This is a genomic window from Methylobacterium sp. ME121, from assembly GCF_000974725.1.
GTDB classification, from domain to species: domain Bacteria; phylum Pseudomonadota; class Alphaproteobacteria; order Rhizobiales; family Beijerinckiaceae; genus Methylobacterium; species Methylobacterium radiotolerans.
Window position 1 is genome coordinate 15493 of the sequence record NZ_BBUX01000017.1, and the last position, 26925, is coordinate 42417.

At 70.9% G+C, this 26925-nt stretch carries 25 protein-coding genes; 16 read left to right on the plus strand and 9 right to left on the minus strand.

Features of this window, described 5'->3' with window-relative positions:
• Positions 1–10: 10 nt before the first annotated feature.
• The 3 genes from ME121_RS13395 to ME121_RS13405 form a co-directional block, all read right to left on the minus strand.
• The gene (locus ME121_RS13395; protein WP_012322633.1) at positions 11–1684 is read right to left on the minus strand and encodes a putative bifunctional diguanylate cyclase/phosphodiesterase; all 1674 of its coding nucleotides are present in this window, start codon (positions 1682–1684) and stop codon (positions 11–13) included.
• On the minus strand, positions 1681–3519 hold the full coding sequence (locus tag ME121_RS13400; RefSeq protein WP_059408988.1) for an ATP-binding protein: 1839 nt from the start codon (positions 3517–3519) through the stop codon (positions 1681–1683). Before ME121_RS13400 ends, ME121_RS13395 begins: the two co-directional genes overlap by 4 nt.
• A 254-nt stretch (positions 3520–3773) precedes the next feature.
• Positions 3774–3974, minus strand: a complete 201-nt coding sequence (locus ME121_RS13405) for a hypothetical protein (RefSeq protein ID WP_012322635.1) — start codon at positions 3972–3974, stop codon at positions 3774–3776.
• A 191-nt stretch (positions 3975–4165) separates the two neighbouring features.
• On the opposite strand from ME121_RS13405, the gene ME121_RS13410 reads away from it, so the two are divergent.
• The 3 genes from ME121_RS13410 to ME121_RS13420 all read left to right on the plus strand — a co-directional run bounded on the left by ME121_RS13410 (position 4166) and on the right by ME121_RS13420 (position 6027).
• Positions 4166–4408 carry a hypothetical protein gene (locus tag ME121_RS13410; protein ID WP_029361116.1) on the plus strand — a complete coding sequence of 81 codons (243 nt, stop codon included), beginning with the start codon at positions 4166–4168 and terminating at the stop codon, positions 4406–4408.
• A gap of 35 nt (positions 4409–4443) precedes the next feature.
• Positions 4444–4659 carry a hypothetical protein gene (locus ME121_RS13415; protein WP_012322637.1) on the plus strand — a complete coding sequence of 72 codons (216 nt, stop codon included), beginning with the start codon at positions 4444–4446 and terminating at the stop codon, positions 4657–4659.
• 87 nt (positions 4660–4746) lie between these two features.
• Complete coding sequence (locus tag ME121_RS13420; protein ID WP_012322638.1) at positions 4747–6027, plus strand: O-acetylhomoserine aminocarboxypropyltransferase; 1281 nt, start codon at positions 4747–4749, stop codon at positions 6025–6027.
• Between the two features lie 203 nt (positions 6028–6230).
• On the opposite strand, the gene ME121_RS13425 is transcribed toward ME121_RS13420, so the two are convergent.
• The gene (locus ME121_RS13425) at positions 6231–8018 is read right to left on the minus strand and encodes an acyl-CoA dehydrogenase C-terminal domain-containing protein (RefSeq protein ID WP_059408989.1); all 1788 of its coding nucleotides are present in this window, start codon (positions 8016–8018) and stop codon (positions 6231–6233) included.
• Between the two features lie 300 nt (positions 8019–8318).
• Here ME121_RS13425 and ME121_RS13430 point away from each other — a divergent pair, with 300 nt between their 5' ends.
• Both ME121_RS13430 and ME121_RS13435 read left to right on the plus strand, forming a co-directional pair.
• The gene (locus tag ME121_RS13430; RefSeq protein ID WP_059408990.1) at positions 8319–11564 is read left to right on the plus strand and encodes an SEL1-like repeat protein; all 3246 of its coding nucleotides are present in this window, start codon (positions 8319–8321) and stop codon (positions 11562–11564) included.
• Positions 11565–11703: 139 nt separating this feature from the next.
• A complete protein-coding gene (locus tag ME121_RS13435) occupies positions 11704–12141 on the plus strand; it encodes a DUF3429 domain-containing protein (RefSeq protein WP_012322641.1) in 438 nt (145 codons plus the stop codon).
• Between the two features lie 37 nt (positions 12142–12178).
• Here the strand turns inward: ME121_RS13435 and ME121_RS13440 are convergent, their stop codons facing one another.
• Positions 12179–12409 carry a hypothetical protein gene (locus ME121_RS13440; protein ID WP_012322642.1) on the minus strand — a complete coding sequence of 77 codons (231 nt, stop codon included), beginning with the start codon at positions 12407–12409 and terminating at the stop codon, positions 12179–12181.
• A gap of 186 nt (positions 12410–12595) precedes the next feature.
• Here ME121_RS13440 and ME121_RS13445 point away from each other — a divergent pair, with 186 nt between their 5' ends.
• From ME121_RS13445 to ME121_RS13455, 3 genes are all read left to right on the plus strand, one after another.
• A complete protein-coding gene (locus tag ME121_RS13445; RefSeq protein WP_234741185.1) occupies positions 12596–13288 on the plus strand; it encodes a LuxR family transcriptional regulator in 693 nt (230 codons plus the stop codon).
• A 174-nt stretch (positions 13289–13462) separates the two neighbouring features.
• Positions 13463–14086, plus strand: coding sequence for an acyl-homoserine-lactone synthase (locus ME121_RS13450; protein WP_012322644.1), 624 nt, complete (start codon positions 13463–13465; stop codon positions 14084–14086).
• A gap of 2 nt (positions 14087–14088) precedes the next feature.
• On the plus strand, positions 14089–14268 hold the full coding sequence (locus tag ME121_RS13455) for a hypothetical protein (RefSeq protein WP_024827929.1): 180 nt from the start codon (positions 14089–14091) through the stop codon (positions 14266–14268).
• Positions 14269–14346: 78 nt separating this feature from the next.
• On the opposite strand, the gene ME121_RS13460 is transcribed toward ME121_RS13455, so the two are convergent.
• Positions 14347–15561 carry an NADP-dependent isocitrate dehydrogenase gene (locus ME121_RS13460; protein ID WP_012322646.1) on the minus strand — a complete coding sequence of 405 codons (1215 nt, stop codon included), beginning with the start codon at positions 15559–15561 and terminating at the stop codon, positions 14347–14349.
• Between the two features lie 206 nt (positions 15562–15767).
• On the opposite strand from ME121_RS13460, the gene ME121_RS13465 reads away from it, so the two are divergent.
• Positions 15768–16553 carry an RNA methyltransferase gene (locus ME121_RS13465; protein ID WP_059408991.1) on the plus strand — a complete coding sequence of 262 codons (786 nt, stop codon included), beginning with the start codon at positions 15768–15770 and terminating at the stop codon, positions 16551–16553.
• Here ME121_RS13465 and ME121_RS13470 read toward each other — a convergent pair whose 3' ends face one another.
• On the minus strand, positions 16554–16739 hold the full coding sequence (locus tag ME121_RS13470; RefSeq protein WP_053620404.1) for a hypothetical protein: 186 nt from the start codon (positions 16737–16739) through the stop codon (positions 16554–16556).
• A 127-nt stretch (positions 16740–16866) separates the two neighbouring features.
• On the opposite strand from ME121_RS13470, the gene ccmA reads away from it, so the two are divergent.
• From ccmA to ME121_RS13500, 6 genes are all read left to right on the plus strand, one after another.
• Complete coding sequence (gene ccmA, locus ME121_RS13475; protein WP_059408992.1) at positions 16867–17505, plus strand: heme ABC exporter ATP-binding protein CcmA; 639 nt, start codon at positions 16867–16869, stop codon at positions 17503–17505.
• A complete protein-coding gene (gene ccmB / locus ME121_RS13480; protein ID WP_012322650.1) occupies positions 17502–18170 on the plus strand; it encodes a heme exporter protein CcmB in 669 nt (222 codons plus the stop codon). The genes ccmA and ccmB overlap by 4 nt, the downstream gene beginning before the upstream one ends.
• Positions 18171–18481: 311 nt before the next feature.
• Positions 18482–18748, plus strand: a complete 267-nt coding sequence (gene rpsT, locus ME121_RS13485; protein ID WP_012317029.1) for a 30S ribosomal protein S20 — start codon at positions 18482–18484, stop codon at positions 18746–18748.
• A 477-nt stretch (positions 18749–19225) separates the two neighbouring features.
• Positions 19226–20722: a chromosomal replication initiator protein DnaA gene (gene dnaA / locus ME121_RS13490; RefSeq protein ID WP_024827926.1), complete on the plus strand. Its 1497-nt coding sequence runs from the start codon at positions 19226–19228 to the stop codon at positions 20720–20722.
• 269 nt (positions 20723–20991) lie between these two features.
• Positions 20992–22200: an acetyl-CoA C-acetyltransferase gene (locus tag ME121_RS13495; protein ID WP_024827925.1), complete on the plus strand. Its 1209-nt coding sequence runs from the start codon at positions 20992–20994 to the stop codon at positions 22198–22200.
• 120 nt (positions 22201–22320) lie between these two features.
• Positions 22321–22836 (plus strand): hypothetical protein, encoded by a 516-nt coding sequence (locus ME121_RS13500; RefSeq protein ID WP_053620406.1) that lies wholly within the window; start codon positions 22321–22323, stop codon positions 22834–22836.
• A gap of 30 nt (positions 22837–22866) precedes the next feature.
• Here the strand turns inward: ME121_RS13500 and ME121_RS13505 are convergent, their stop codons facing one another.
• Positions 22867–23646, minus strand: coding sequence for an EAL domain-containing protein (locus ME121_RS13505; RefSeq protein ID WP_059408993.1), 780 nt, complete (start codon positions 23644–23646; stop codon positions 22867–22869).
• A 113-nt stretch (positions 23647–23759) separates the two neighbouring features.
• On the opposite strand from ME121_RS13505, the gene ME121_RS13510 reads away from it, so the two are divergent.
• A complete protein-coding gene (locus ME121_RS13510) occupies positions 23760–25961 on the plus strand; it encodes a 3-hydroxyacyl-CoA dehydrogenase NAD-binding domain-containing protein (RefSeq protein ID WP_029359121.1) in 2202 nt (733 codons plus the stop codon).
• On the opposite strand, the gene ME121_RS13515 is transcribed toward ME121_RS13510, so the two are convergent.
• Positions 25931–26893 (minus strand): LysR substrate-binding domain-containing protein, encoded by a 963-nt coding sequence (locus tag ME121_RS13515; protein WP_245297693.1) that lies wholly within the window; start codon positions 26891–26893, stop codon positions 25931–25933. The two genes, ME121_RS13510 and ME121_RS13515, sit on opposite strands and share 31 nt — an antisense overlap.
• Positions 26894–26925: the final 32 nt, after the last annotated feature.

Below are 26925 nucleotides of genomic sequence, written 5' to 3' on the forward strand. Positions count from 1 at the left end.
GGGGCGGAAGTCAGGCGCGCCGCATCAGGCCGGGTGCGCGCAGGTCCGAGGCGCGGCTGCGCGTGGCGGGGCCGCGCGTCCCGGACACGCGCGGCGGCTGGGCCTGCCGGATCTGGTCGAGCAGGAGCGGGCGGGCGAAGTAGTAGCCCTGGGCGCAGCGGATCTGCGTCGCGCCGAGCAGGTAGGCGACTTCCTCGAAGGTCTCGACGCCCTCGGCGACGACCGTCATGCCGAGCGCCGCGCCGAGCGACTCGATCGCCTTCAGGACGATCTGGCTGCGCGGTCGCTTATCGATGTCGGTGATGAACGAGCGATCGATCTTGAGCTCGTCCGCGGTGATGTCGGCCAGGGCCGCGAGGGACGAGTAGCCGACGCCGAAATCGTCGATCGAGACCCGCGCGCCGATCGCCCGGATCTTCGGCAGAACCTCGCTCTGGAAGCGGCCTGTCGTGAAGAAGGCCTCCTCTGTCAGTTCGAGGACGAAGCGCTCCGCGAGGCCGGTCTCGCCCAGCGAGGCGCAGAAGGCGGTCATGAACGGCACGTCGCAGGCCTGCTTAGCGGCGATGTTGAGGCTCACGGTGACGTCGGGTCCGAACACCTCGTCGATGTCGGGCATCGCCTGAACGGTCTCGGAGAGGAGCTGGAGGGTGATCTCGTTGATCAGCCCCAGCTCGATGGCCAGGGCGATGAAGTCGCCCGGGGCCTGGATCATGCCGAGCTCGTCGCGCCAGCGCAGCAGCACCTCGACGCCCGTGACCGCGTGGGAGCGCATGTCGACCTTCGGCTGGAAGGCGCAGCAGAAGCAGCGGTCGCGGATCGCCAGTCGGAGGCGCTGCTCCACGGCCATGCGGGCCGTGGCGGCCTGGCTCATCGCGTCGTCGAAGAGGCTGACGCCGCCCTTCAACTCGCCCTTCACCCGGTACATCGCGTTGTCGGCCTGCCGGGCGAGGGTCTCGTAGCTGTCGCCGTGCTCCGGGAAGAGGCTGAGTCCGATGGAGGCGGAGGCGAAGATCTCGTGCCCGTCGATGAAGAACGGCTGCTTCAGGCGCTCCGAGATGGCGCGCACGGCGGACAGCGCCTCGTCCCGATCGGTGATCGGGGCGAGCAGGAGCACGAACTCGTCGCCGCCGATCCGGGCCAGGAGGTCGCTCGGGCGCAGGGCGCCGCCGATCCGGTCGGACATCTTGCGCAGCAGGGCGTCGCCCGCGGCGTGGCTGTAGTAGTCGTTGATGTGCTTGAAGTTGTCGAGATCGATGAACGCCAGGGCGAACCGGTCCCCCGGCGCCGATCCTGCCAGGACATCCGCGATGCTCTGCTCGAACATCGTCCGGTTGGGCAGGCCGGTGAGGGCGTCGATGAAGGCCTTGGTGATCAGCTCACGCTGGATCCGGTGATGGTGCGTGACGTCGGTCAGGGTCGTGAGCGTGAAGGCGTCCCGGCCCCCGGCGACCGGCCGCGTCCGCACCTCGAACATCCGGTCGTCGACGGCCTCGACGGCCGCGGTATCCCGGGCGTCACACGGCGCGGCGGGCAGCGCCGCGACGGCCCTGTCCCCGAGGGCGCGCGCGGCGGCGTTGGCCAGGATGCAGTGACCCTGGCCATCACGGACCACGACGCCGACCGGAAGCGCCTGGATGGCGGCCTCGAGCAGGGTCTGACGCTCCGGGTAATCGGGCTCGCTCATGCCCCGCCCTGCTGCCACAGGGACTTGGCAGGCGGGGCGCCGGCCTGGCCGCCGGTCGGGGCCTGATCGCCGGTCTCGGGGGGGCGACGGAGCAGCCGGCGGTGCATCTGCTCGAGGGCGGCGCCCTGGCCGCCGTCCGGGCCTGTCTCGCGACCGAGGCGCGCCGCCGCGCCGGGATCCGCATCGTGTCCGGCGAGCTTGTTCATGGTGGCGCCCCGCCAGCGCTCGACCACGGCGCCGACGAAGGCCGCGCCGGCGACGGTGGCGCCGTCCTCGGCGGCGCGGCCGCTCGCGTCGTTGCGCGGGTGACGCGCCGACGGCAGCGGCCGGAAGGTCATGCGGGCCGGAATCGGGACTCCCTCGCCGAAGGCGATGACCTCGCCGGTGCCCAGAGACGGGACGAAGGTGAGCAGGTTGGTGGCGTCCGACACCGCGGCGGCCAGGAACGCCTGGTCGCGCGCGTTGGTCATCCGCATGGCGAACAGGGTGCTGCACTGCGACATGATCGTCGCGTCGAGCTCGGCCGGGCGCTGGGTGACGAGGCCGAGATGGACGCCGTGTTTGCGGCCCTCGCGGGCGATCCGCGCCAGGGCGCGACGCGTCGGCGTGAAGCCGACCGAGCGGTCGGCCGAGGCGAACCGGTGTGCCTCCTCGCAGACGAACAGCAGCGGGACGGCGCCCTCACTCCAGATGCCGAACTCGAAGGCGAGGCGGCACAGGACGCACACGACGGCGTCCACGACCTCCATCGGCAAGCCGGCGAGCTGCATGATCGTCATCGGCCGCCCGTCGGGATCGAGCCGGAACAGGTGCGCCAGGATCTCGCCCATCATGTCGCCGCCGACATTGGCGTTGTCGAACATGAAGCCGTGCCGGGGATCGTTCCGGATCGCCTCGATCCGGCTGATCAGCCGGTGATAATGCATCCGGGAGACGCGGTTCTCGAGCCGCCCCATCCGCTCGTCGATGAGCGTGAGCAGGTCCTGCAGCATGTACGGGACGGGCGTGTCGACCGTGTAGCCGGCGCCCTTGCCGAACGACCGCTTGACGATCTGGCGGTCGCTCGCCTCCTTGTACTGCCCGTACTTGCTCTTCGCGAGGGGGATCACCTCGGCCAGGATCTCGATCTCCTCGTCCACGGCCGGACGTCCGCCGTAGATGACGTCGGCGATTTCCTCCAGGTTGAACAGCCAGAACGGCAGCTTGAGGGTCCGCGGGCTGATGACGCTCGCGCGGTCGCCGAAGCTGGCAGCGTACTCGTTGTGCACGTCCAGCAGGAAGACGCGCACGGCTGGCCGCGCCCGCATCACCTCGTCCAGGATGACCGTCACGCCGCTGGACTTGCCGACGCCGGTGGCGCCGAGCACCGCGAAGTGCTTGGAGAGCAGGTCGTCGATCTTGATGCAGGCCGGGGTGTCGGGGTCCTGATAGAGCGCGCCGACGGCCGCCGTGTTGGTCGCAGAAACCTGGTGGACGATCCGGAGGTCGGCGGCGGACAGGAGTTCGACGGTGTCGCCGATCGCTGGGTAGCAGGTCACGCCGCGGCTGAAGCGGCGCGCGTCGCGTCCCGCGACGATCTCGCCGAGCAGGTCGAGGCTCGCGTAGGCACCCGGCCGATGGCCGCGCTCGCTGCCCGAGGAGAGCGTGGTGACGATGCCGACGAGGACAGCGTCGCCGGCCCGGATCCGGACCAGATTCCCGACGGTGACGCGCACCCGCGGCCGCCCGTTCAGTACGGTGAGTTCCAGATGGACCTTCGATCCCTCGATGGACGTCACGGCGCCCATATGCGACGCGGCATCGTCGTGCCGGACCGTTCCGTCGCCGCTCAACATCATTCGCACCCTGGCCCGAAACAGAAACGGTGCGATACTGGGTGACCGTGATTAAAGTTCTGACAAAGGAACGCGCGCGACGAAACAATGCTTAACCGATGCCTTACGGTTCTTGAGCATCGGCGAGGTTGTATTCTGCGTCCGGATCGGAGGACGGCGCGCGGCAAGCCAACCGCCGCGCCGGGCGGCGCACCCCCGGGAGCCGCGCCGAGAGATACGCGGCATGGGCTGTGTGCCGCGAGCCGGATTTGCGCCTAGGCCGGCTGGCCGTCGGCGAAATGCTCGCGCATCCAGCATTCACCGGATATCCGGGCCCCGTTCTGCGTTACGAACGCGTAGGGCGAGTGTTCGACCACGGCGCCGCCGCGACTGCGGATGACCCAGCGGAAACAGCGGGGATCGTCCACGCACGGAACGATCTCGACGGTGTGAGAGCGCGTGATTTCGGTCGTCATGCGCGATAAACGCCCGAGGGCGCGACTCCGCTCCACACCTCGCGTGTGGACGGTTACCGAGCGGTGTGGCCGCGCACGCGGATCGGGCCTGTTTGTCGGGCTCTGTGGCCGGGGCCTTTCCCGCCGCGGCCCGGTTCGGGCCGAGCCTTCCGGCCGGGCGTGGCCCCGGCGCCGAGCGACAAGGATGCTGCATGCCGATCAAGGCCCTCAACGACCGCAAGAAGCTGTCGAACGACTTCAACGAGGCCAACGACGCCTTCATCGACGAGGTGCTGAGCGCGCTCCAGGCTGGCCGGATCCCCGTCGATCTCGCCCGCGCCTATCTCGCGCATCCCGTCGCGATGATGCACACGGACGGAGCGCAGGCCGTCGCCAACTACTTCGAGCGCATGCTGGCCCAGCGGCCGAACATCGACTGGACGCCGGGCGCCTGAGCACGGCACGGGACCCCTGACGAGATGGAGCGCGGATGACCGCCGACGAGATCGAGGATCTGAACCGGGCGCGTGCCGCTCTGACCCGCCAGCGGAACGCCATCGCGCGGCGCCTGGGCGGCCTCGACCTGGCGCCGATCTCCATGGCGGAGGACCTGACCCGGACCCTGCTCGCCATCGAGGCCGTGGACCGCGCCCTGGTCGATGCGGGTCAGCCGCATATCGATATCGGCCATCGGCCGGACGCCTAGGGATTGCGGCGCGCGCGGCCGCGGGCGAGTCTTGCGCCGCAAACCCGGGCGGGCGTACAGGCTCGGGTGCTCTGAGGAGACCCGACGATGTCCGACCGCCTGCCCGGCTTCAACACGCTGGCGATCCACGCGGGTGCCGCCCCCGACGCGGCCACCGGCGCACGGGCCACGCCGATCTACCAGACCACCAGCTTCGTGTTCGACGACGTCGACCACGCCGCGTCGCTGTTCGGTCTTCAGGCCTTCGGCAACATCTACACGCGGATCACCAACCCGACGAACGCCGTGCTGGAGGAGCGCATCGCGGCGTTGGAGGGCGGGACCGCCGCCCTGGCGGTCGCCTCCGGCCACGCGGCCGAGTTTCTGACCATGCACGCCCTGATGCAGCCGGGCGACGAGTTCGTGGCCTCGAACAAGCTGTACGGCGGCTCGATCAACCAGTTCAACCACTCGTACAAGAACTTCGGCTGGTCGGTGGCCTGGGCCGACAACGACGACCCCGCCTCCTTCGAGGCGGCGATCACGCCGCGCACCAAGGCGATCTTCTGCGAATCGATCGCCAATCCCGGCGGCGTCATCACCGACCTCGCGGCGCTCTCGCAGATCGCCAAGAGGCACAACATCCCGCTCGTCGTCGACAACACCATGGCGACGCCGTACCTGATCCGACCCTTCGAGCACGGCGCCGACATCGTGGTGCACTCGGCCACCAAGTTCCTCGGCGGCCACGGCAACTCGATCGGCGGCCTGATCGTCGACGGCGGCACGTTCCAGTGGGCCGGTGACGCGCGCTACCCGATGATGAGCCAGCCGCGGCCGGAATATTCCGGCATGGTGCTGGCCGAGACCTTCGGCAATTTCGGCTTCGCCATCGCCTGCCGTGTGCTGGGCCTGCGCGATCTCGGTCCGGCGCTGTCGCCGTTCAACGCCTTCCTGATCCTGAACGGCATCGAGACGCTGCCGCTGCGCATGCAGCGGCACTCCGACAACGCGCTGACGGTAGCCAAGCACCTGTCGACGCATCCGGCGGTGTCGTGGGTGAGCTATCCCGGCCTGGAGACCGACCGCTACCATCAGCTCGCGCGGCGCTACACGCCGAACGGCGCCGGCGCCGTCTTCACCTTCGGGCTGAAGGGCGGCTACGACGCGGGGGTCAAGCTCGTCTCGAGTCTCCAGCTGTTCTCGCACCTCGCCAATATCGGCGACACCCGCTCGCTGATCATCCACCCGGCCTCGACGACCCACCGCCAGCTCACCGACGCGCAGAAGACCGCCGCGGGCGCGGGACCCGACGTGGTGCGGCTGTCGATCGGCCTGGAGGATCCGGCCGACCTGATCGACGATCTCGACGCCGCTCTCGGGGGCTGACGAGCCGACGCCGGATGGCCCGGCCGCGCCGAGACCGGCGATCGCCGCGAGGCGACCCCGGCGGCGCGTCCGGGCCCGACGTCGCCCGCCGCCCGGGTCTCGCGGCGTGCGCGATGTTCGCTGCGCGCGCGACGACGGTGCCGGCGGAACGAAGCTGACGCCGCGTCGCCGGCCGTCGCGTGTGGCGCGACGGCCGGCGACGCTCAGAAGGCCTCCGCCTCCAGCGCCATGGTGCTGTCCGCACCGGCCTTGATCCGGCCGAGACGCAGGGCGGTCTCCGGAAGCATCCGCTCCATGAAGAACCGGCCGCTCGTCAGCTTCGACTCCCAGCGCGGGGAGGGTGCCTCCGCGTGCTTGGCCTGGGCCGCCTTGGCGATCCGCGCCCACATGTAGCCCAGGGCCACGAGGCCGAAGAGGTGCATGAAGTCGGTGGCGCCGGCCCCGGCATTGTCGGGCTTGCTGAACGCGTTCTGCATCAGCCACATCACGGCGCCCTGGAGGTCGTTCAGCCCGGCCTGGAGCGGCTTGGTGAACGGCGCCATGGCGGGATCCTCGCCGTGGTCCTTCAGGAAGGTCTGGACCTCGCCCAGGAAGGTCATCATTGCCCGGCCGCCGTCCTTCGGCAGCTTGCGGCCGATCAGGTCCATGGCCTGGATGCCGTTGGCGCCCTCGTAGATCATGGCGATGCGGGCGTCGCGCACGAACTGCGACATGCCCCATTCCTCGATGTAGCCGTGGCCGCCGAGGAGCTGCTGGGCCTCGACCGCGTTGGCGAAGCCGCGATCGGTGAACACGCCCTTCACCACCGGGGTCATCAGGCCGAGGTGGTCGTCGGCGGCCTGCCGCTCCTTGGCGTCCTCGGAGCGGTGCAGGATGTCGGCCTGGAGCGCGGTCCAGAGCATGAGGGCCCGGGCCGCCTCGTTGAAGGCGCGGATCTGCATCAGCGTGCGGCGCACGTCGGGGTGGACGATGATTGGGTCGGCGGCCTTCTCGGGCGCCTTGGCGCCGGTCAGGGCCCGGCCCTGCAGCCGGTCCTTCGCGTAGGCGGCCGCGTTCTGGTAGGCGACTTCGGACTGGCCGAGGCCCTGGACGCCGACGGCGAGCCGCGCCTCGTTCATCATCACGAACATGGCGTTGAGGCCGCGATTCTCCTGGCCCACGAGCCAGCCCGTCGCCCCGTCATAGTTCATCACGCAGGTGGCGTTGCCGTGGATGCCCATCTTGTGCTCGAGGGAACCGCAGGACACGCCGTTGCGCGCCCCGAGGGACCCGTCGGCGTTCACGAGTAATTTCGGCACCACGAAGAGCGAGATGCCCTTGGTGCCGGCGGGCGCCCCCTCGATCCGGGCGATGACGAGGTGCACGATGTTCTCGGCGAGATCGTGCTCGCCGGCCGAGATGAAGATCTTGGTGCCGGTGATGCTGTAGGAGCCGTCGCCGTTCGGCACGGCCTTGGTCTTGAGCAGGCCGAGATCCGTGCCGCAATGCGGCTCGGTCAGGTTCATGGTGCCGGTCCACGCGCCCTCGACCATCTTGGGCAGGTACAGCGCCTTCTGCTCCTCCGAGCCGTGGACCAGCAGGGCCGCCATCGCGCCCTGCGTCAGGCCGGGATACATGCCGAAGGCGAGGTTCGCGCCCGAGGCAAATTCCTGGATCGCCGTGTTGAGGGTGTGGGGCAGCCCCTGGCCGCCATAGGCCTCGGGCACCGACAGGCCCATCCAGCCGCCGCTGGCGTATGTGTCGTAGGCGGCCTTGAATCCGCTCGGCGTGCGCACCGTGCCGTCGGCCTCGCGGCGACAGCCCTCGACGTCGCCCGTGCGGTTGAGCGGGGCGAGCACCTCCTCGGCGAGCTTCGCGCCCTCGCGCAGGACGGCCTCGACCACGTCGGGCGAGGCGTCGGCGAAGCCCGCCAAGTTGTCCCGGGCGTGGAAGCCGAGGACGTCGGTGAGCAAGAACAGCGTATCCTCGACCGGAGCGCGATACTGCGGCATCTCTGGCTTCCCCCGTCTGGTGCGGGCCTGTCGGAACGGCCCGCCGCGTTGGCCGCATGTAAACGCCACGCTGCCCGCGGAGCAACGGCTCCGCCCGCCCATCGCGCGACACGCGCGGCCGTTCCTCGCAGCGGGTTGGTCGCAGCCATTACCGGGCCCAGCAAACCTTAACTTCGTGTTTACCAAGAAAGTTAATGGTCACGCTCGAACGATCCGACGCGTGCGTCCGTGGATACCGAATTCCGGTCCCGCTCTGCGCCGAGGAAACGGACGCCGAACGCTGCCGACGACAGGCCACCGATGACCCGCAACGCGATGCCGCAGCTCGACAGTTTCGATCCCGAGGTGCTCGACGCGGCCCGCGACGTGGCGGCGCGGGCGGGCGTGCCGCTCGAGACCTGGATCGCGTCGGTGGTGCCGCAGCAGCAATCGGCCGGCCAGGGCAATCGCCGGCACCGGCGGCGTCACCGCGCCGAGCAGCTCGCCCTCGGCGGGAGCCGGCCCGAGGCGTCGGTCGAGCGATCCCCGCCGCCGGCCTCGCCCGATCACCGGCCTCACGGCACGGCGCAGGGCGCCGACGGCTACGGCGACGGCATCGCCGCTCTGATGGACCGCCTCGACGGCCTCGACCGCGCCCTCGACCACGAGCGGCGCGCCGCCCAGGAGGCCGAGGCGCGGCGCCTCGCGGAGATCGAGTCGCGCATCGAGCGCGCCCTGAAGGCGGCGCCCGTCCAGCAGGTGACCGAGCGGCTCGGCGACATCGAGCGCCGCATGTCCCAGCTCGGCGAGCAGGTCGCCGCGACCCGCCAGCCCGGCCGTCGCCCGCGCCCCGCCGCCGCCGACATCCGCAGCGCCGTCCAGGACATCCGCCAGCGGCAGCGCGAACTGGCGCAGAGCGCCGAGGCGGCGCCGGCCGCCGCTCCGGCCGATGGTGGCGTCGTCGCCAGCATGCGTCTGGACCTCGCCCGCCGGCTGGAGGCGCGGATCGAGGAGGGCATCGCCCCGTCGACCGCGCTGCTCGAACTCCAGGAGGAGACCACGCGCCTGCGGGAGGCGATCAACCAGCTGGCCACGAGCCGGGATATCGGCGCCCTCGAGCAGGCCGTCGTCACTCTCGCGAGCGGCATCGAGCGCGCTCAGGCGGGGACCGATCTCACCGCCATCGCGGTGCCGATCGAGCAGGTCCGGGCTCAGGTCGAGCGCCTCGCCGAGGAGGTGGCCGAGAACGTTCACAGCCGCGTCGCGGAGGATGTCCGGCGCCTCGCCGAGCGCCTCGACACCGCGGCCGCGACCGGCGCCGCCGGCCCGGATGACCACACGCTCGCGGGCCTGTTCGCCGAACTCGAGGAGATCCGCCGCCAGATCGGCGCGCTCGCCGGTCCGGAGCGAATCCAGGGCCTCGCGCAGAGCCTGCAGGCGGTGAGCGCGCAGATCGCCCAGCTGCAGCGGACGGCCGCCGCTCCGGATCTGCGTCCGCTCCTGGAGGAGATCCGCAGCGACGTGAAGATCGCCGCGCCTGCGGCATTGGCGGAGCAGATCCAGGCGCTCGCCGAGAAGGTCGACGTGCTCTGCGCGCGGGACGACTGGTCCGAGCGCGCCGGCGAGGCGAGTGTCGCCCGCTCGGGCGACATGGCCTCCATCCACGCCATGCTGCGCAGCCTCGCCGAGAAGGTCGATCAGGTCGGCACCCGCTCCGAGCAGGAGGGCCTCGACGCCCTGGAGCGGCAGGTGGTCTCCCTAGCCGGTCGCCTCGACGCGCCGCACAGCGCCGATCCGGCGCTGGCCGGGCTGGAGCGCACCATGGGCGACCTGCTGCGGCAGGTGACGGCGCTCCGGGAAACGGCACCGAGCGAGGCTGTGGTGGAGCGGGCCGCCCGCAACGCGGTCGCTCAGACCCTCCAGACGTCCGGCCTCGGCACGGCCGAGTCCGGGGAGATCGGCCTCCTGCGCGCCAGCCTCGCGGACATGCAGGCCCGGCAGGTTGCCTCCGATCAGCGCCTCGGCGCCACACTGGAGGGTGTGCAGTCGGCCCTGGAGCGACTCCTGGTCCGGCTCGGCCCCGCCGAGGCCGTCCCGGCGCGGGCTCCGTCCCTCGACGAGCGACTGATGTCGTCGACGAGCCCCGAGGTGGCGCTCGCGCCCGTCGAGGCGCGCCCCAAGCCGCGGCGCGACGGTGCCGAGGCATCCCGCCTCGCCGACGACCTGCTGGAGCCCGGAAGCGGCCGGCCGCCGCGCGAGCCGCGCTCGGCCCGCGAGCCGTCCGCCCGCCGACCCGCGCAGGAGCGTCTCGGCGACGTCGCCGCCGCGCGGTCCGCGACCGATGCCAAGTCCGAGACCGACATCAAGACCAGCTTCATCGCCGCGGCGCGCCGCGCGGCTCAGGCCGCGCAGGCGGAGCTGGCCGCCGAGGCACCGGCCGAGCGCCGCGAAGCCAGGGGCGACCGGGTGGCGGCCCTCCAGGGTGCCGCGACCGGACGCCTCGGCCGCCTGCGCGCCGAGATCGACCGCCGGCGCCGACCTCTGCTGCTCGGCCTCGCCGCCATCGTGCTGGCCCTGGGGGCGCTCCAGGCGATCACCATGCGCGGCGCGGACGAGCCGCGGCCCGCGGCTCCGACGAGCCAGGTGGCGCCGTCCCGCGGGGATGCGGCGACTGTCCAGAGAGACGCTCCGGACGTGTCCAAGGACTCAGTCAAGGAGAGCGCGGAAGCGAAGCCGGCCCCGGCCGATCCCACGACGACCCAGGCCCTGCCCAGCCCCGTTCCTGCGGAAGCCCGGCCCAACGCCAAGTCGGCGGTGCCGCAAGTCTCCGGGATGAACACCCTGCAGGCCGAACTCGGCAACCTTCCGCCGGCGCTGGCCAAGGTGAAGCTCGCCGCCCTCGACGGCGACGGCGCGGCGATCTGGGACCTCGCCACCCGCGAGGCCGACGGCCGCGGCATGCCGCGCGACCTGTCGATCGCCGCCAAGCTCTACGAGAAGTTGGCCTCGGCCGGTTACGCGCCCGCCCAGTACAAGCTCGCGGGACATTACGAGAAGGGCTCGGGCGTCGTTCGCGACCTCGACAAGGCGAAGCTCTGGTACGGCCGCGCGGCCGAGCAGGGCCACGCCCGCTCCATGCACAATCTGGCTGTGCTCTACGCCGAGAACCCGGCCGCCAACGGTAAGCCGGACTTCGCCTCCGCGGCCTCGTGGTTCCGCCAGGGCGCCGAGTTCGGTGTCCGCGACAGCCAGTACAATCTCGGCGTCCTCTACGCGCGCGGCCTCGGCCTGACGCAGGACCTGATCCAGTCCTACGCGTGGTTCTCCGCCGCCGCGAGCCAGGGTGACGACGATGCCGGCAAGAAGCGCGACGACGTGGCCAACAAGCTGAGCCCTGCCGATCTCGCCAGCGCCAAGAGCCTCGCGGCGAACTTCAAGCCGCGAAAGATCGACGCGGCGGTCAACGAGCCGCCCGCGCCGAAGCTGCCGGCCAGCGCGCCGATGTCCCTGCTCGGCGCGCCGATGCCCGGCGCCGTTCCGTTCACGGCCCCGCCGCGTCGGAGCTGAGGCCGGTCTCGGCGCGGGGCCCGGCCGCGGCTTCGACCTTGACCGCCACGCCGCGATGCGGGAACGCTGCGGCAGGGCGGCGTCGGACCGGGGGTCGGATCGCACGGGTCGCCAACCCTTGCCGATGCCCGGAGGATGGATGGCGCACCGGAACTCTGTCCCGCTCGGCGCCATCGTCCTCGGTGTCGCCGGGCTCATCCCGTTCCTGGGCTTCGCGGCCCTGGCGGTGTCGGGCACCGACGGCGGCCTGAGCAGCATCGGCCTGTCGCCCCGCACCATCCTGTCGGCCTACGGCGCCGTGATCGCCTCGTTCCTGGGCGGGATCCGTTGGGGCGCCGCCGCGGCGCGCAACGCCGGCAACGGCGATTATCTCGTGGCCATCGTGCCGTCCCTGGTGGCCTGGGCCGCGATGGCCGCGCCCGCACCGTGGGACCTGCGCATCCTCGGCGGACTCGTGCTCGCCTGGGGCCTCATCGATCAGGATCTGCCCCGCCGCGGGCTCGCGCCTCTCTGGCTCGGTCGCCTGCGCCTGGTTCTCTCGGGCGTCGCCGGGGCCGCGCTCCTCGTGGCGGCCTGACGGGTCGCGCGAACCGGCAGCCGCGCGGCGAGCGCCGTCAGGTCTCGCGGCTCATCTCGCGCAGGAGGTTCAGGACGGCGTTGCGGCGCGCCGGCGACTTGATCGAACGGAACAGCGCGGCGACTTCCGCGCAGTCCCGCGCGTCCTGATCCGCCGCGGTCTCGTCCGGCCGGTCCGGCTGCAGAAAGTAGGTCGGACAGACGTTCAGCGTGGCTGCGATCCGTTCCAGTAGCCAGCGTGTCGTCGGCGGGGTCGCATCGTCTGTCATACCGTTGAAACTCGCACTCCGCCCGCTGGACCGATTTGAACGGCAGAGCTTTCCGCGGACAGCCTAGCCTTTCAGGGGCGACGATGCCATCCTCAGGTTGCGTTCGACTCATCATTTGTCGCAGTGCGTGCATCAATTTCGAGTTAGGGCATGCCGCATTCTAAGCACCTGGACAGGACCTTCAGCGTGTTGCGCGACCTGGAACGTGCGGCCACGCCCGACGAGATCGCGCGGCTCCTGGTCGAGGCGTTCAGCCGCTACGGAGTCTCGTACATCATGGCCGGGATCGTCCCGGACCCCGGCCTGCCGAAGCGGCGGCACGCCGGGTTCGTGCTCGCCAGCACCATGCCGGAGGGCTGGGCCCGCCGGTACGTGACGCAGGGCTACGCGCTTCACGATCCCACGGTCCGGCGGCTGTGCACCACGGCGACGCCCTTCGACTGGAACGCCGTGCTGCCGGATACCCCGACGGCCGGGCGCGTCATGAACGAGGCCGGTGAATTCGGCATCCGCGCGGGCATCACGGTTCCGTTCGTGACCCTCGACGGCGAGCCGGGCGGGATCAGCGTCTCGGGGGAGCGGATCGAGATCGATCCGGCCGAGCGCGTCGCGGTCAACCTCGTGGCGACCTACGCGGTCGGTCAACTGCTGCTGATGAACAGCCGGCCGGCCGCCCCGGCGCCGGCGCGCCTCTCGCCGCGGGAGCGCGAAGCCCTGCAGTGGGCGGCGGAGGGCAAGACCGACGTCGAGATCGGCATGGTCATGGGCATCACGGCCGCCGGCGTCGACTACCATCTGCGCTCGGCCCGCGCGAAGCTCGACACCGTCAACCGCGCCCACACCGTGGCGCAGGCGCTGCGGTCCGGTCTGATAACCTAGAGACCACGCCACCCGATCCGCGCCCGTCTCGGCTAACACGGGCGGACGTGTTCCGGATGGCAGCAAGTCCTTGGTGCCACAGCAGGGCGGGCTCACAGACCCTACGGTTTCTCGTAGTACACAGCCCTCGGTGAAACGACGAAAACTCGCGTCAGACCAACGTGAGGTTTTCCCGTGATCCATATCGTCACACCCGCCAACGCGGATCGCTATGCCGACGCGATGGAGCAGGCTTGGCGCCTGCGCCACGCCATCTTCGTCGGCGAGAAGGGTTGGAGCGAGCTGGCCCGTCCGGACGGCCGCGAGATCGACCAGTTCGACACGCCGCACGCGGTCCACTTCCTCGCTATGGAGGACGACACTGTCGTCGGCTACAGCCGACTCCTGCCGACCACGCGCCCGCATCTCCTGTCGGACGTGCTCCCGCAGCTCTGCGAGGGCGAGCGGCCGGTCGGACCGCAGATCTGGGAATGGACCCGCCAGGGCGTCGCCCGCTCGCACCGGGCGAAGGGCCGCGTCGTCAATCCGGTCTCGATCGCCCTGCTTACCGGGATCGTCGAGTGGGGCCTCGCCCACGGGGTCCACAGCCTGCTGCTGCAGATGCCGACCCTCTACATGATCCACGTCATCCAGCTGCATTTCCGCCCGCAGCCGCTCGGCCTGCCGGTCCAGATCGCCGGCGAGGAGATCATGGCGGCGACCGCCCGATTCGACGCCCGCACCCTGGCCAAGCTCCGCGCGGTCCGCGGCGACAGTCGCTCGGTCCTCGTCTCCGAACCCGCTTACCTGGTGGCCTGACCATGATCTTCGACAGCAAGGATATCGCGCTGGACGCGCTCGCCGCGCAGTGCCTGCGGGTTCGCGAACTCATCGACACGGTCGGCGATCCGCTGATGCGGGCCGCCATCGATCTCCTGCTCCTCGAGGTCGCCCGGGCCCTGGCCCAGAATGGATTGCAGGACCGCGCGAGCGGCGCCTGAGGCGCCGGCGGCAGGCGGATACGGGAACGGCGGGCGTCCCGTAGGACGCCCGCCGCTCTCCACGTTGTGGCTAATGCCTCAGACGCCCATCGCGGTTTTCAGGTTCTGATCGACCTTGTCGAGGAAGCCGGTGGTCGAGAGCCACTTCTGGTCCGGCCCGACGAGGAGGGCGAGATCCTTGGTCATGTAGCCGGCCTCGACCGTGTCGACGCAGACCTTCTCCAGGGTGGCGGAGAACTTCGCCAGATCGTCGTTGCCGTCGAGCTTGGCGCGGTGCGACAGGCCCCGGGTCCAGGCGAAGATCGACGCGATCGAGTTGGTCGACGTCTCGCGGCCCTTCTGGTGCTCGCGGTAATGGCGGGTGACGGTGCCGTGGGCGGCCTCGGCCTCCACGGTCCGGCCGTCCGGCGTCATCAGCACCGAGGTCATCAGGCCGAGCGAGCCGAAGCCCTGCGCGGCCGTGTCCGACTGCACGTCGCCGTCGTAGTTCTTGCAGGCCCAGACGTAGCCGCCCGACCACTTCAGGCACGAGGCCACCATGTCGTCGATCAGACGGTGCTCGTAGGTGATACCGAGCGCCTTGAACTTGGCCTCGAACTCGTCCTCGTAGACCTTCTGGAACAGGTCCTTGAAGCGGCCGTCATAGGCCTTGAGGATGGTGTTCTTGGTCGACAGGTAGACCGGGTACTTGCGCGCGAGGCCGTAGTTCATCGAGGCGCGGGCGAAGTCGATGATCGACTGGTCGAGGTTGTACATCGACATGGCGACGCCGGCCTCGGGGAATTTGAACACCTCCTTCTCGATGACCGTGCCGTCATCGCCCTCGAACTTGATGGTCAGGCGTCCCTTGCCGGGCACCTTGAAGTCCGTGGCGCGGTACTGGTCGCCGTAGGCGTGGCGGCCGATCACGAAGGGCTGCGTCCAGCCGGGCACGAGGCGGGGCACGTTCTTGCAGATGATCGGCTCGCGGAAGATCACGCCGCCCAGGATGTTGCGGATGGTGCCGTTGGGCGACCGCCACATCTCCTTGAGACCGAATTCCTGCACCCGCTGCTCGTCGGGGGTGATGGTGGCGCACTTCACGCCGACGCCGTGGCGCTTGATCGCCTCGGCGGCGTCCACCGTCACCTTGTCGTTGGTGGCGTCCCGGTGCTCGACGCCGAGGTCGTAGTACTCGAGGTCGACGTCGAGATAGGGGTGGATGAGCTTGTTCTTGATCTCGGCCCAGATGATCCGGGTCATCTCGTCGCCGTCGAGCTCGACGACGGGGTTCGCTACCTTGATCTTCGCCATGGACCGCTGCCTTCCCGCGTTGTCCCCGCGCACGGCATGCAAGGGCCGTGCGGTCGTTGTCCCGGGAGACCTGTGGGGCGCCCCGGGCCGGAATCGCCCCGCGACATAGCGCGGCCCTTCCGGCGACGGAAGGCGCGCGCTGTCATCCGGGCGGCATCGTCACTCGCCCCTCGACGGGCGCGGGCCCGCCGTGCCAGACGGCCGCCATGACGAGCCGAGACGCACAGGGCGCCGCCCCCGAGGTTGCCCCCAGGAAGGTCACCGAACTGCCGCCCGGGATCGCCCCCGCGGTGATCCTGGTGGAGCCGCAGCTCGCCGAGAATATCGGCATGACCGCCCGGGCCATGGCGAATTTCGGCCTGTCGGAGCTGCGCCTCGTCAACCCGAAGAACGGCTGGCCCAAGAAGGGCGTCCGAGAGGCGGCCTCGGGCGCGACGCACGTCCTGGACGCGGCCGCGATCTACGGCAGCGTGGCCGAGGCCATCGCCGACTGCCAGTACGTCCTGGCAACCACGGCGCGCGAGCGCGGGCAGATGAAGCGGGTCTTCGCGCCCGAGGAGGCCATGGGCGAGCTCGTGGCCCGGGAGGGGCAGCGCACCGCGGTGATGTTCGGCCGCGAGCGGGTCGGGCTCACCAACGACGAGGTGTCGCTCGCCGACGCGATCGTCACCTTCCCGGTCTCCCCGGACTTTCCCTCGCTCAACCTCGCGCAGGCCGTCCTGCTGGTCGGCTACGCGTGGCGGCAGGCGAGCGGGCGGGCGCAGCTGCCCTTCACGGGCGAACTGCTCTCGCCGCCAGCGAACCGCGAGGCGCTGATCGCGCTCTTCGGCAGCCTGGAGTCGGCGCTCGACGGGGCCGGCTTCTACCCGCCGGAGAAGAAGGAGATCATCGCCCGCAACATGCGCGACATGCTCCACCGCATGAGCCTGACCGAGCAGGACGTGCGGACGTTCCGCGGGGCGCTGCGGGCCCTGACGCGGAAGGGCGGCTGATCAGCCGGAGGCCGGCTTCATCTCCGGCGGCTTGCCGCCGCCGAAGCAGCGGCCGACCGCCTCCCAGAACGCCGTCCGCTCCTCGGGCGTGCACTGCGCCATGCGCGCCTCGACCTTGGCGCGTCCGGCCACCGCGTCGGCTGTCGCGGCCACCTCGGTCTCGCTCGGGTTCCTCGCCTCGGCCATCGGCAATCCTCCGTTGCAGAACGAAAGCGCAGCTGAGCCGTGCGGTTCCGTTCCGCGCCGCGATCGGGCATGGAGTCGGCGATTCGCGGAGCGGCCGCGCGGTGGCGGAACGAGGGCGGGGTATCGGGTGCGGCTCAGCGTGGACAATCTGGCCTGCCGCCGCTCCGGCCGCCGCATCTTCGCCAACCTGTCCTTCGCCCTCGGACCCGGCGACGCCCTCGCGATCACCGGGCGGAACGGCGCGGGCAAGTCGAGCCTCCTCGCCATCCTGTCGGGCCGACTGCGGGCGGATGCCGGGCGGATCGACGTCGCCGATGTCGGCGAGGCGAGTCTGCCCGAGTGCCTCCACGCCGTCGGCCACCGCGACGGGCTGAAGAGCTCTCTCACGGCGGGCGAGAACCTCCTGTTCGCCCAGCGGCTCCTGGGCGCGCCGCGTCTGGACCCGCGCGCCGCGCTGGAGCGGCTCGGCCTCGGACACGCGCACGACCTGCCGGTGGCCTACCTCTCGGCGGGTCAGCGGCGGCGCGTGGCCCTGGCGCGGCTGCTGGTCTGCGCCCGCCCGCTCTGGCTCCTGGACGAGCCCACCGCCGCCCTCGACACGGCCTCGCAGGCGGTGCTCGCCGAGCTGATGGAGGGCCATCGGGCCGGCGGCGGCCTCGTGATCGCCGCCACCCACCAGTCCCTCGGCCTCGCCGGCGCGGCCGAGCTGCGCATCGAGACCGCCTTGGCGGCACCGGTCGCGGACGTGCTGGAGGAGTGGGCGTGATTCGCGCGGTCCTCGCCCTCATCGCCCGCGACCTGCGCCTCGCCGGCCGGGTCGGCGGGTCCGGCGCCCTGTCGCTGGTCTTCTTCCTGATGATCGTCGCGCTCGTGCCCTTCGCCCTCGGGCCCGATCTCAATCTGCTGTCGCGGATCGGCCCGGCGATCCTCTGGCTCGCCGCCGTGCTGGCGACGCTGATCGGCCTCGATCGCCTGTTCCAGGCCGACGAGGAGGACGGCTCCCTCGACCTGATGACCGCGGCGCCGGTGCCCCTCGAACTGGTGGTGCTCGGCAAGGTCGCGGCGCACTGGCTGACAACCGGACTGCCGCTGGCGCTGGCCGCGCCGCTCTTCGGCCTGCTGGTGGCCCTCGACGGCACCGCCATGGGCGCAACGTCCCTGACGCTCCTGGCCGGCACCCCGGCCCTGAGCTTCATCGGCGCGGTGGGCGCGGCGCTGACCGCCTCGATCCGCCGCGGCGGCCTGATCCTGGCCGTGCTGGTCCTGCCGCTGATGATCCCGACGCTGATCTTCGGCGTCTCGGCCGCGCAGGCGGCGAGCGGCGGGACGGTGCCGTTCCTCGTGCCGCTGGCGGTGCTGGCGGCGCTGACGCTGATCGCCGCCGTGGTCGGGACGCTGGCGGCGGCGGCGGCTCTGCGCTGGCCGGAATAGCCGACGCTCTCTTGCACGAGGCGGCCAGCGCTCGTCATCGTCCCGGCGATGCTGCCTCGCGCGGCCGGACGTCTTCGCTGAAGCCTGCCGAATGCTTCCCGGCTCCCGGGCCGAGGCCGAAGCCCGCGCTCCGGATTTGCCTCCGAGCGCGTTGACGCGCGGCGCCCCCCTGACTATAGAAGCCGCTTCGCCGAGGGGCCGCGCTTTCGCGCGCGCTGCGTCTCGGCCATCGCCAGACAACCTGACGCGACGACCGATTTCCGGCCCAGCCGGCCCGTCGGCATCGCCCGACGAGAAACACGAGGACGTACATGGCCAACACCGCTTCGGCCAAGAAGATGACCCGCAAGATCGCCAAGCGCACGGCGATCAACCGCTCGCGCCGCTCGCGCATGCGGACCTTCGTCCGCAAGGTCGAGGAGGCCATCGCCAGCGGCAACCAGCAGGACGCGCTGGCCGCCCTCCGCGCCGCCGAGCCCGAGATGATGCGCGCCGCCCAGCACGGCATCGTTCACAAGAACAACGCTTCGCGGAAGGTCTCGCGCCTCGCCGCCCGCGTGAAGGCGCTCGCCGCCTAAACCGCCACGCACCACCGAGACGGTCTCGAGCCCGGCCTTCGCGCCGGGCTTTTTCGTGCGCGCTGTCCGGGCCCGCCGCCTCGTCTCGGCGCGAAAGCGTTAACCCTGTCCAAGAATCAACGCGATTGCGGAGTCCAGAAACGGCGTGTAGCTTAACAGAAACTGACCCTGGACAAGCAAAACACGCCGATTTCGGGACTCCAGCGAATCGAACTGATTCGCCAAGACTCTAGCGGCCGTGTTCAGCCCGGGCGGGAACACTTGCGAATGGGAATCCGCGCCGTCCCCACAAGTCCCACTGTTAAAGGAACCGTAGGTAATTGTTGATAGGCTCTCCCAATCGGCAAAAGTTCCTCGCGGTGGGGTTGACTCCGTTGAGAGGACTCTGTCCCGCCCGTTCTTGCGGGACGCTGAGGGCGTAAATCGTGCGTACGCGCCGCCTGCGGGTCTCCGTGGGCAGCGTCGGGAGAGCCAGTGATGCGTGTCGACGGAACGGTGGCGAGCGACGACGACGGGGGCCGCAACGGTGGCGGCAACACGGATTACGGGTCTGCCTGGGCCCGGGTGAAGCGCCGGCTGCGGGCCGAGCTCGGCGAGGACGTGTTCGCGAGCTGGTTCGCCCGCCTGGAGCTGGAGACCGTGGCTGGCGGAACGGCCCGTCTGACGGTCCCGACCCGCTTCCTCAAGAGCTGGATCGAGTCGCACTACCTCGACCGCGTGCTCAACACCTTCAAGGCCGAGGTCGAGGAGATCGCGCGGATCGAGGTCGGCGTGCGCGGGACCGGGGCGCCGGTCCGTCCGGTCGCCGCCGGGGTCGCCAAGGCCGGCCCGGCCAGCGGACCGCTCGCCCGCCTCCACGCGACCAGCGCGCCGATCCCGGTCGCCGCGGTCGCGCCGACGCCCGAGGCGCGCGGCGGCGAGGCCGGGGGCGATCTCAGCGGCACGCCGCTCGACGCGCGGCTGACCTTCGCGAGCTTCGTGATCGGACGCTCGAACGCCCTGGCGCACGCCGCCGCCGAGCGGGTCGCCAATCACCAGGGGGAGGGCGCGCTCTACAACCCGCTCTATCTCCACGCGGGCGTCGGGCTGGGCAAGACCCACCTGCTGCACGGGATCGGCCACGCCGCCCGCGAGGCCGGGCGCCGGGTGATCTACCTGACCGCCGACCGGTTCATGTACGGCTTCGTCAACGCCCTGAAGACCCAGTCGGCGCTTGCCTACAAGGAGCGGTTGCGGGGCATCGACCTGCTGATCCTCGACGACGTCCAGTTCATCCAGGGCAAGTCGATCCAGGCCGAGTTCGGCCACACGATCAACGCGCTCATCGATGCCGGACGTCAGGTCGTCGTCGCCTCCGACCGGCCCCCGACCGAGCTCGAGGCCCTGGACGAGCGGGTGCGCTCGCGGCTCGGCGGCGGCCTCGTGGTCGAGATCACGGCCCTCGACGAGGCCCTGCGCGTCTCGATCCTGTCCGCCCGCCTCGCCGCGGTGCGGGCGTCCCATCCGGGCTTCGACGTCTCGCCGCAGGTGGCGGCCTACGTGGCCCGTGCGATCACCGCCAACGGCCGCGACCTCGAGGGCGCCGTGAACCGCCTGCTGGCCCACGCCACGCTCACCGGCACCGCCGTGACGATGGAGACGGCCGAGAGCGCGATCCGCGACTTGGTGAAGAACCGCGAGCCGAAGCGGATCAAGATCGAGGACATCCAGAAGCTGGTCGCCTCGCGCTACAACGTCTCGCGGTCCGACATCCTGTCGGAACGGCGCACCGCCGCGGTGGTGAAGCCGCGTCAGATCGCCATGTACCTGTCCAAGGTCCTGACGTTGCGCTCGCTGCCGGAGATCGGCCGCCGGTTTGGAGGGCGCGATCACACCACGGTGCTCCACGCCGTGCGCAAGATCGAGAAGCAGATCGGCGAAGATTCGGTGCTCGGCGATGAAGTCGAGCTGCTGAAGCGGATGCTTCAGGACTAGTCGAGACCGGGCGATCCACCGGAGCAACCCGCTCAAAGTGGATCGGGTCCGTCCCGGAATGGCCGCCGGAGCGGTCCGGGCGTCGACCTGATCGGCGCCGGTCCCGGACGATCACTGCCAAAACTCCGACGCTGTCACGCGCCCTTCGCCGGCTCCCGCTTCCGGGGCTGGCCGAGGGCGCGCGCGCCGTGGCAGACTGGCGCGAACCGAGACGGCCCTGTAAGGCCGCGTCGCCGACCGGCGAAGACCGACGCCCCGGGGGAGTGCTGATGACGGACGCCTTCATCTACGACCACGTTCGCACGCCGCGCGGGCGCGGCAAGGCGGACGGCTCCCTCCACGAAGTCACCGCCCTGCGACTCGCCGAGACCGCGCTCCGCGCCCTCAAGGACCGCAACGGTCTCGACACGGCCCTGGTCGACGACGTGGTGCTGGGCTGCGTCGATCCGGTGGGAGAGGCGGGGGGCGACATCGCCCGCGCCGCAGCCCTGGTGGCCGATTACGGGGCGCACGTGCCGGGCGTGCAGATCAACCGCTTCTGCGCCTCTGGCCTCGATGCGGTGAACTTCGCCGCCGCGCAGGTCATGAGCGGCCAGCACGAGATGGCGGTGGGCGGCGGCGTCGAATCGATGAGCCGCATCGGCATCGGCGCCTCGGGCGGCGCCTGGCCGGTCGACCCGGCGATCGCCATCAAATCCTACTTCATGCCGCAGGGCGTCTCGGCCGACCTGATCGCCACCAAGTACGGCTTCACCCGCGACGAGTGCGACGCCTACGCGGTGCGCTCGCAGGAGCGCGCGGCGAAGTCGTGGGGCGAGGGCCTGTTCGATCGGTCCGTGGTTCCGGTCCGCGACGTGAACGGCATCACGCTCCTCGACCGCGACGAGCACATGCGCCCCGGCACCGACATGCAGTCGCTCGCCGCGCTGAAGGCGTCCTTCGTGCAGATGGGCCAGATGGGCGGCTTCGACGCCGTGGCGACCGACGCGCATCCGGACGTCGAGACGGTCGAGCACGTCCACCACGCCGGCAACTCCTCCGGCATCGTCGACGGCGCCGCCGCCGTGCTGATCGGCTCCCGGGCGGCCGGCGAGGCCGCGGGCCTGCGCCCGCGCGGCCGGATCCGCGCCTTCGCCAATATCGGGTCGGATCCGGCGCTGATGCTCACCGGGCCGGTGGACGTCACCCGCAAGGTGCTGGCGAAGTCGGGCCTGAGCCTCGCGGACATCGACCTGTTCGAGGTCAACGAGGCCTTCGCGGCGGTGGTCCTGCGCTTCTGCCAGGCCTTCGACCTCGACCCGGAGGCGGTCAACGTGAACGGAGGCGCCATCGCCCTCGGCCACCCGCTGGGCGCCACCGGCGCGATGATCCTCGGCACCGCCCTCGACGAGCTGGAGCGGACCGGCAAGGAGCGCGCGCTGGTCACGCTGTGCATCGGCGCCGGCATGGGCACCGCGACCATCATCGAGCGGGTTTGAACCGCCGCGCGCCCGGGAGCGGCGCGGCGCCGCTCCCCAAAGTCCGGGAACGCTGCTAGAGGCGCGGGCGACGCTCGGCCCTTTCGCGGTCCGGACGATAAAACAACGGGAGACAAGCCCTTGAACCGCCTGATTGCGACGCTCTGTCTGGGCGTCACCCTGAGCCTGCCGGTGGCCGCCCGCGCCGACGACGCCGCGGACCGCGTCGCCGCGGCCACGAACCTCGTCAACAAGACCCTGATCAAGAACCTTCAGACCGGGTTCAACGTCGCCCTCGAGAAGACCGTGGCGCCGATGCCGGAGGCCCGCGCCGAGGCCGTGCGCAAGGAACTGCTGGACGAGTTCGAGAAGCAGCGCGCCCTCATGGTGCAGGGACTCTCGAAGGACTACGCCGAGAAGTTCAGCCTCGCCGAGCTCAAGCACCTCGACGAGATCTACTCGGACCCGACCTATCTCAAGTTCCAGACGATGAACGCCGATCCGAACTCGTCGGTGACCGCGATCTCGCAGAACTCCGTCACCAAGCTGCTCAACATGCTGGCGGTCGCCGCGGCGACCGACAACGCGCCGAAGCCCGGCACCCCGCCGGTGCCGGCCGTGCCGCCGGCCGCGGCGCCGACCCCGGCTCCGAAGTAGGCGATGAAGGCCGCGCGCGTCGGTCCGGCGTCAGGCTGCGCGCGCGGCAGCCACGGGGGCGAAGCCCGCGACCGGGGGCAGTCCCTCCAGGAGGGGCTTGGCGAAGTGGTAGCCCTGCACGAGCGTGATCCCGATGTTTCGCAGGGCGTCGAGCTCCCCGGCGGTCTCCACGCCCTCGGCGAGCACCGTGACGTCGAGGGCGCGGGCGATGGCGGCCACGCCCGAGACGATGGCGTAGCGCCCGGCGTCGCTGTCGAGGCCGCGCAGCACGTCCATGTCGATCTTGATCAGGTCGGGGCGGAAGTTGGCGAGCAGGCTCAAGCCCGCGAAGCCGGCGCCGAAATCGTCGAGCGCCGTCAGGAATCCCTGCTTCCGGTAGGCGGCGACGATGCCCTTCACGTGCTCGAGGTCGCGGAACCGCTCCTGCTCGGTGAACTCGAACATGATGCGCCGGTGGGCGAAGTCGATGCGCCGGGCCGCCTCGAGCGAGGCGCGGATGCAGGCATTCGGCTCGTAGACCGCGTTCGGCATGAAGTTGATCGACAGCCGCGTGGCGCTGTCGCGGGGGAACAGGGTACCGGCGAGTTCGATCGCCTTCACGCGGGCGGCCTGGTCGAACTGGTAGCGGGTGTCGTCGGTCACCCGGTCGAGGATCGTGTAGGCTGGCTCGCCGTTCGGACCGCGCACCAGCGCCTCGTAGGCCCAGACGCTGCCGTCCGCGAGGTCGAGGATCGGCTGGAACGCCATCGTGAAGTCGAAGTCGAGCTTGGTGCCGGCGCGACAGGCGCGGCAGCCGGAATCCTTCGTCATGTGCGGCTTTCGGTGAGTGACCCCGGCCGGCGGACAATGGGCGGCCGCGCTCAACACAACCTTAACGCAAGCGCGCCGGCGGATCGTCGGCGGAATCCAGGGAGGACGGCACCGTGACGCTGACCGATTTCCGCTTCGAGACCGATCCCGACGGCATCGCTCTGGCGACCTGGGACATGCCCGGCCGCTCGATGAACGTCATCACCGAAGGCGTGATGGACCAGCTCGAGCAGATCATCGAGCAGGTCGCGTCCGATCCGACGATCAAGGGCTGCGTCATCGCCACCGGCAAGGACAATTTCTCCGGCGGCGCCGACCTCACCATGCTGCAGGGCCTCGGCCGGGCCTACGAGCAGCTGAAGGCCGAGCAGGGCGAGGAGGTGGCGATGCGCCACTTCTTCGAGGCCTCCCGGCGCCTGTCGCTGCTGTTCCGGCGGCTGGAGACCTGCGGCAAGCCCTTCGCGGCGGCCATCCAGGGCCTGTGCCTGGGCGGCGCCTTCGAACTGGCGCTGTCGTGCCACTACCGGGTCGCGTCCGACGACGCGAAGACCCGCGTCGGCCTGCCGGAGATCAAGGTCGGCCTGTTCCCGGGCGGCGGCGGCACGCAGCGGGTCGCGCGCCTGATGCAGACCGGCGACGCCCTCCAGATGCTGTTCAAGGGCGAGCAGATCCGCGCGCCCATGGCCAAGGGCATGGGACTGATCCACGCCGTGGCCCCGCAAACCGAGATCGTCGAGCGCGCCAAGGCCTGGATCCGCGAGGGCGGCTCCGCGGTGGCGCCCTGGGACGTGCCGAAGTTCAAGGCCCCGTCCGGCAAGGTCTACTCGCCCGCCGGCATGATGATCTGGCCGCCGGCCAACGCCATCTACCGCCGCGAGACGCACGACAACTACCCCGCCGCCAAGGCGATCCTGGCCTCCGTCTACGAGGGCCTGCAGCTGCCGATGGACCTCGCCCTGCGGGTCGAGAGCCGGTACTTCGCGCATATCCTGCGCTCGACCGAGGCGGCGGCGATGATCCGCACGCTGTTCATCTCCATGGGCGAGCTGAACAAGGGCGCGCGTCGCCCGAAGGACGTGCCGGCGACGAACCTGCGCAAGGTCGGCGTGATCGGCGCCGGCTTCATGGGCGCGGGCGTCGCCTACGTCACCGCCCAGGCCGGGATTGAGGTGGTGCTGGTCGACCAGTCGGTGGAGGCGGCCGAGAAGGGCAAGGCCTACGCCCACACGCTCATCACCGGCCAGATCAACAAGGGCCGCGCCAAGACCGCCGACCGGGAGGCGCTGCTCGGCCGGATCCAGGCCACGGCGGATTACGGCGCGCTCGCCGAATGCGATCTGGTGATCGAGGCCGTCTTCGAGGATCCGCGCGTGAAGGCCGAGGTGATTCAGAAGGTCGAGGCGGTGATCCGCGCCGACGCGATCTTCGCGTCCAACACCTCGACCCTGCCGATCACCGGCCTGGCCAAGGCGTCGCAGCGGCCGGCGCAGTTTGTCGGCATCCACTTCTTCTCGCCCGTGGAGAAGATGATGCTCGTCGAGATCATCAAGGGCGAGGCGACCGGGGACGCGGCGCTCGCCGCCGCTCTCGACTACGTGCGGCTGATCAAGAAGACCCCGATCGTCGTCAACGACGCCCGCGGCTTCTTCGCCAACCGCTGCGTCGGCGCCTACATCCTCGAGGGCCACAAGATGCTCGCCGAGGGCGTGCCGCCCGCGATGATCGAGAGCGCCGGCCGCCAGGCGGGCATGCCGGTCGGGCCGCTGTCGCTCAACGACGAGGTCGCCCTCGACCTCGTGCTCAAGATCGCCAAGGCCACCGAGGCGCAGGTGGGGCAGGGCGCCGTCGACCCGGCGCAGAAGGCGATCCTCGCCGAGATGGTCGAGAACCAGGGCCGGCTCGGCCGCAAGAACCGCAAGGGCTTCTACGACTACCCCGAGGGCGCGCCGAAGCGCCTCTGGCCCGGCCTGAAGGACCTGCAGCCGAACCGCCTCGATCCCGACGCCGTCGACTTCACCGAGCTGAAGCAGCGGCTCCTGGTGGTCCAGGCGCTGGAGGCCGCCCGCACGGTCGGTGAGGGCGTGGTCACCGATCCGCGCGAGGCCGATGTCGGCTCGATCCTCGGCTTCGGCTTCGCGCCGTTCACCGGCGGGACCCTGTCGTACATCGACTTCATGGGCGCGGCGGCCTTCGTCGACCTCGCGCGGTCGCTCGAGGCCAAGCACGGGCCCCGTTTCCACGTGCCCGACAACCTGGCCGCGATGGCCGAGCGCGGGGGCACGTTCTACGCCGGCGCCGAGAAGCGCGCCGCCTGAGCACCGTCGGCCGGACGCCCGCTCGCGGCGTCCGGTAGCTGGGCGAGTTCCTCCAGCAGGACCGTCCGCGCGCAGGCCCCGAAGGCCCGCATCAGGCGGCCCCGGGCGTGATCCGGGGGGAACAGCAGCGCGAAATGCACGGGGAGCGCGGGGGCGAAGGGCCGGATCGCGATCGGCGAGACCTTCGCCTCCTCGTGGGCCGCCAGCGGATTCATGACGCTGACCCCGAGCCCGGCCGAGACGAGCGTGCAGATCGAGGCGCCGAGGCCGGCCTCGGCGGTGATGGTCAGGCCGGTCCCGGCCGCCTCGAAGATGGCCTCGGTCCGGCCGCGCAGGGCGCTCCCGAGCGAAGCGGCGACGAACGGTACGCCGTTAAAATCCGCGGGCGCGAGCGCGGCCCGCGCGGTGAGGGGATGATCGCGCGGCAGGACGGCGACGCAGGCCCGGGTCTCGACGTGCTCGGCGCGCGCCTCCGGAGCGTCGCCGTACAGCATGGTCAGCGCGGCGTCGCAGGAGCCCGTCGCGAGCCAGTGGTTCACGGTCTCGTCGTCGCCGGAATGGATCGCCACGATCACGTCGGGATGCGCCGCGCGGAAACGCACGACCGCCCGCGCGAGGAGCCCGCCCGCCAGCCGCGGCATCGCGGCCACCCGCAGCCGCTCCGTCCCGAAGGCGCGGATCCGCGCGGCCGCGAATTCCAGGCTGGTGAGACCCACAAAGGCGCGCTCGACCTCCGCGTGGAACCGCGTTCCGTCGAGGGAGGGCACGACCCGGCTCCCGCTCCGATCGAACAGGGGCAGGCCCGTGATGGACTCCAGCTGGGCGATCAGCCGGCTGACCTGCGGCTGCGAGGTGTGGAGCCGGCGGCTCGCCTCGGTCATCGATCCGGTGGCGACCACGGCCCGGAACGCCTCGATGTGCCGGAAGGTCATGCGCCGCTCGGCCATATCAGATCCGTATGCTC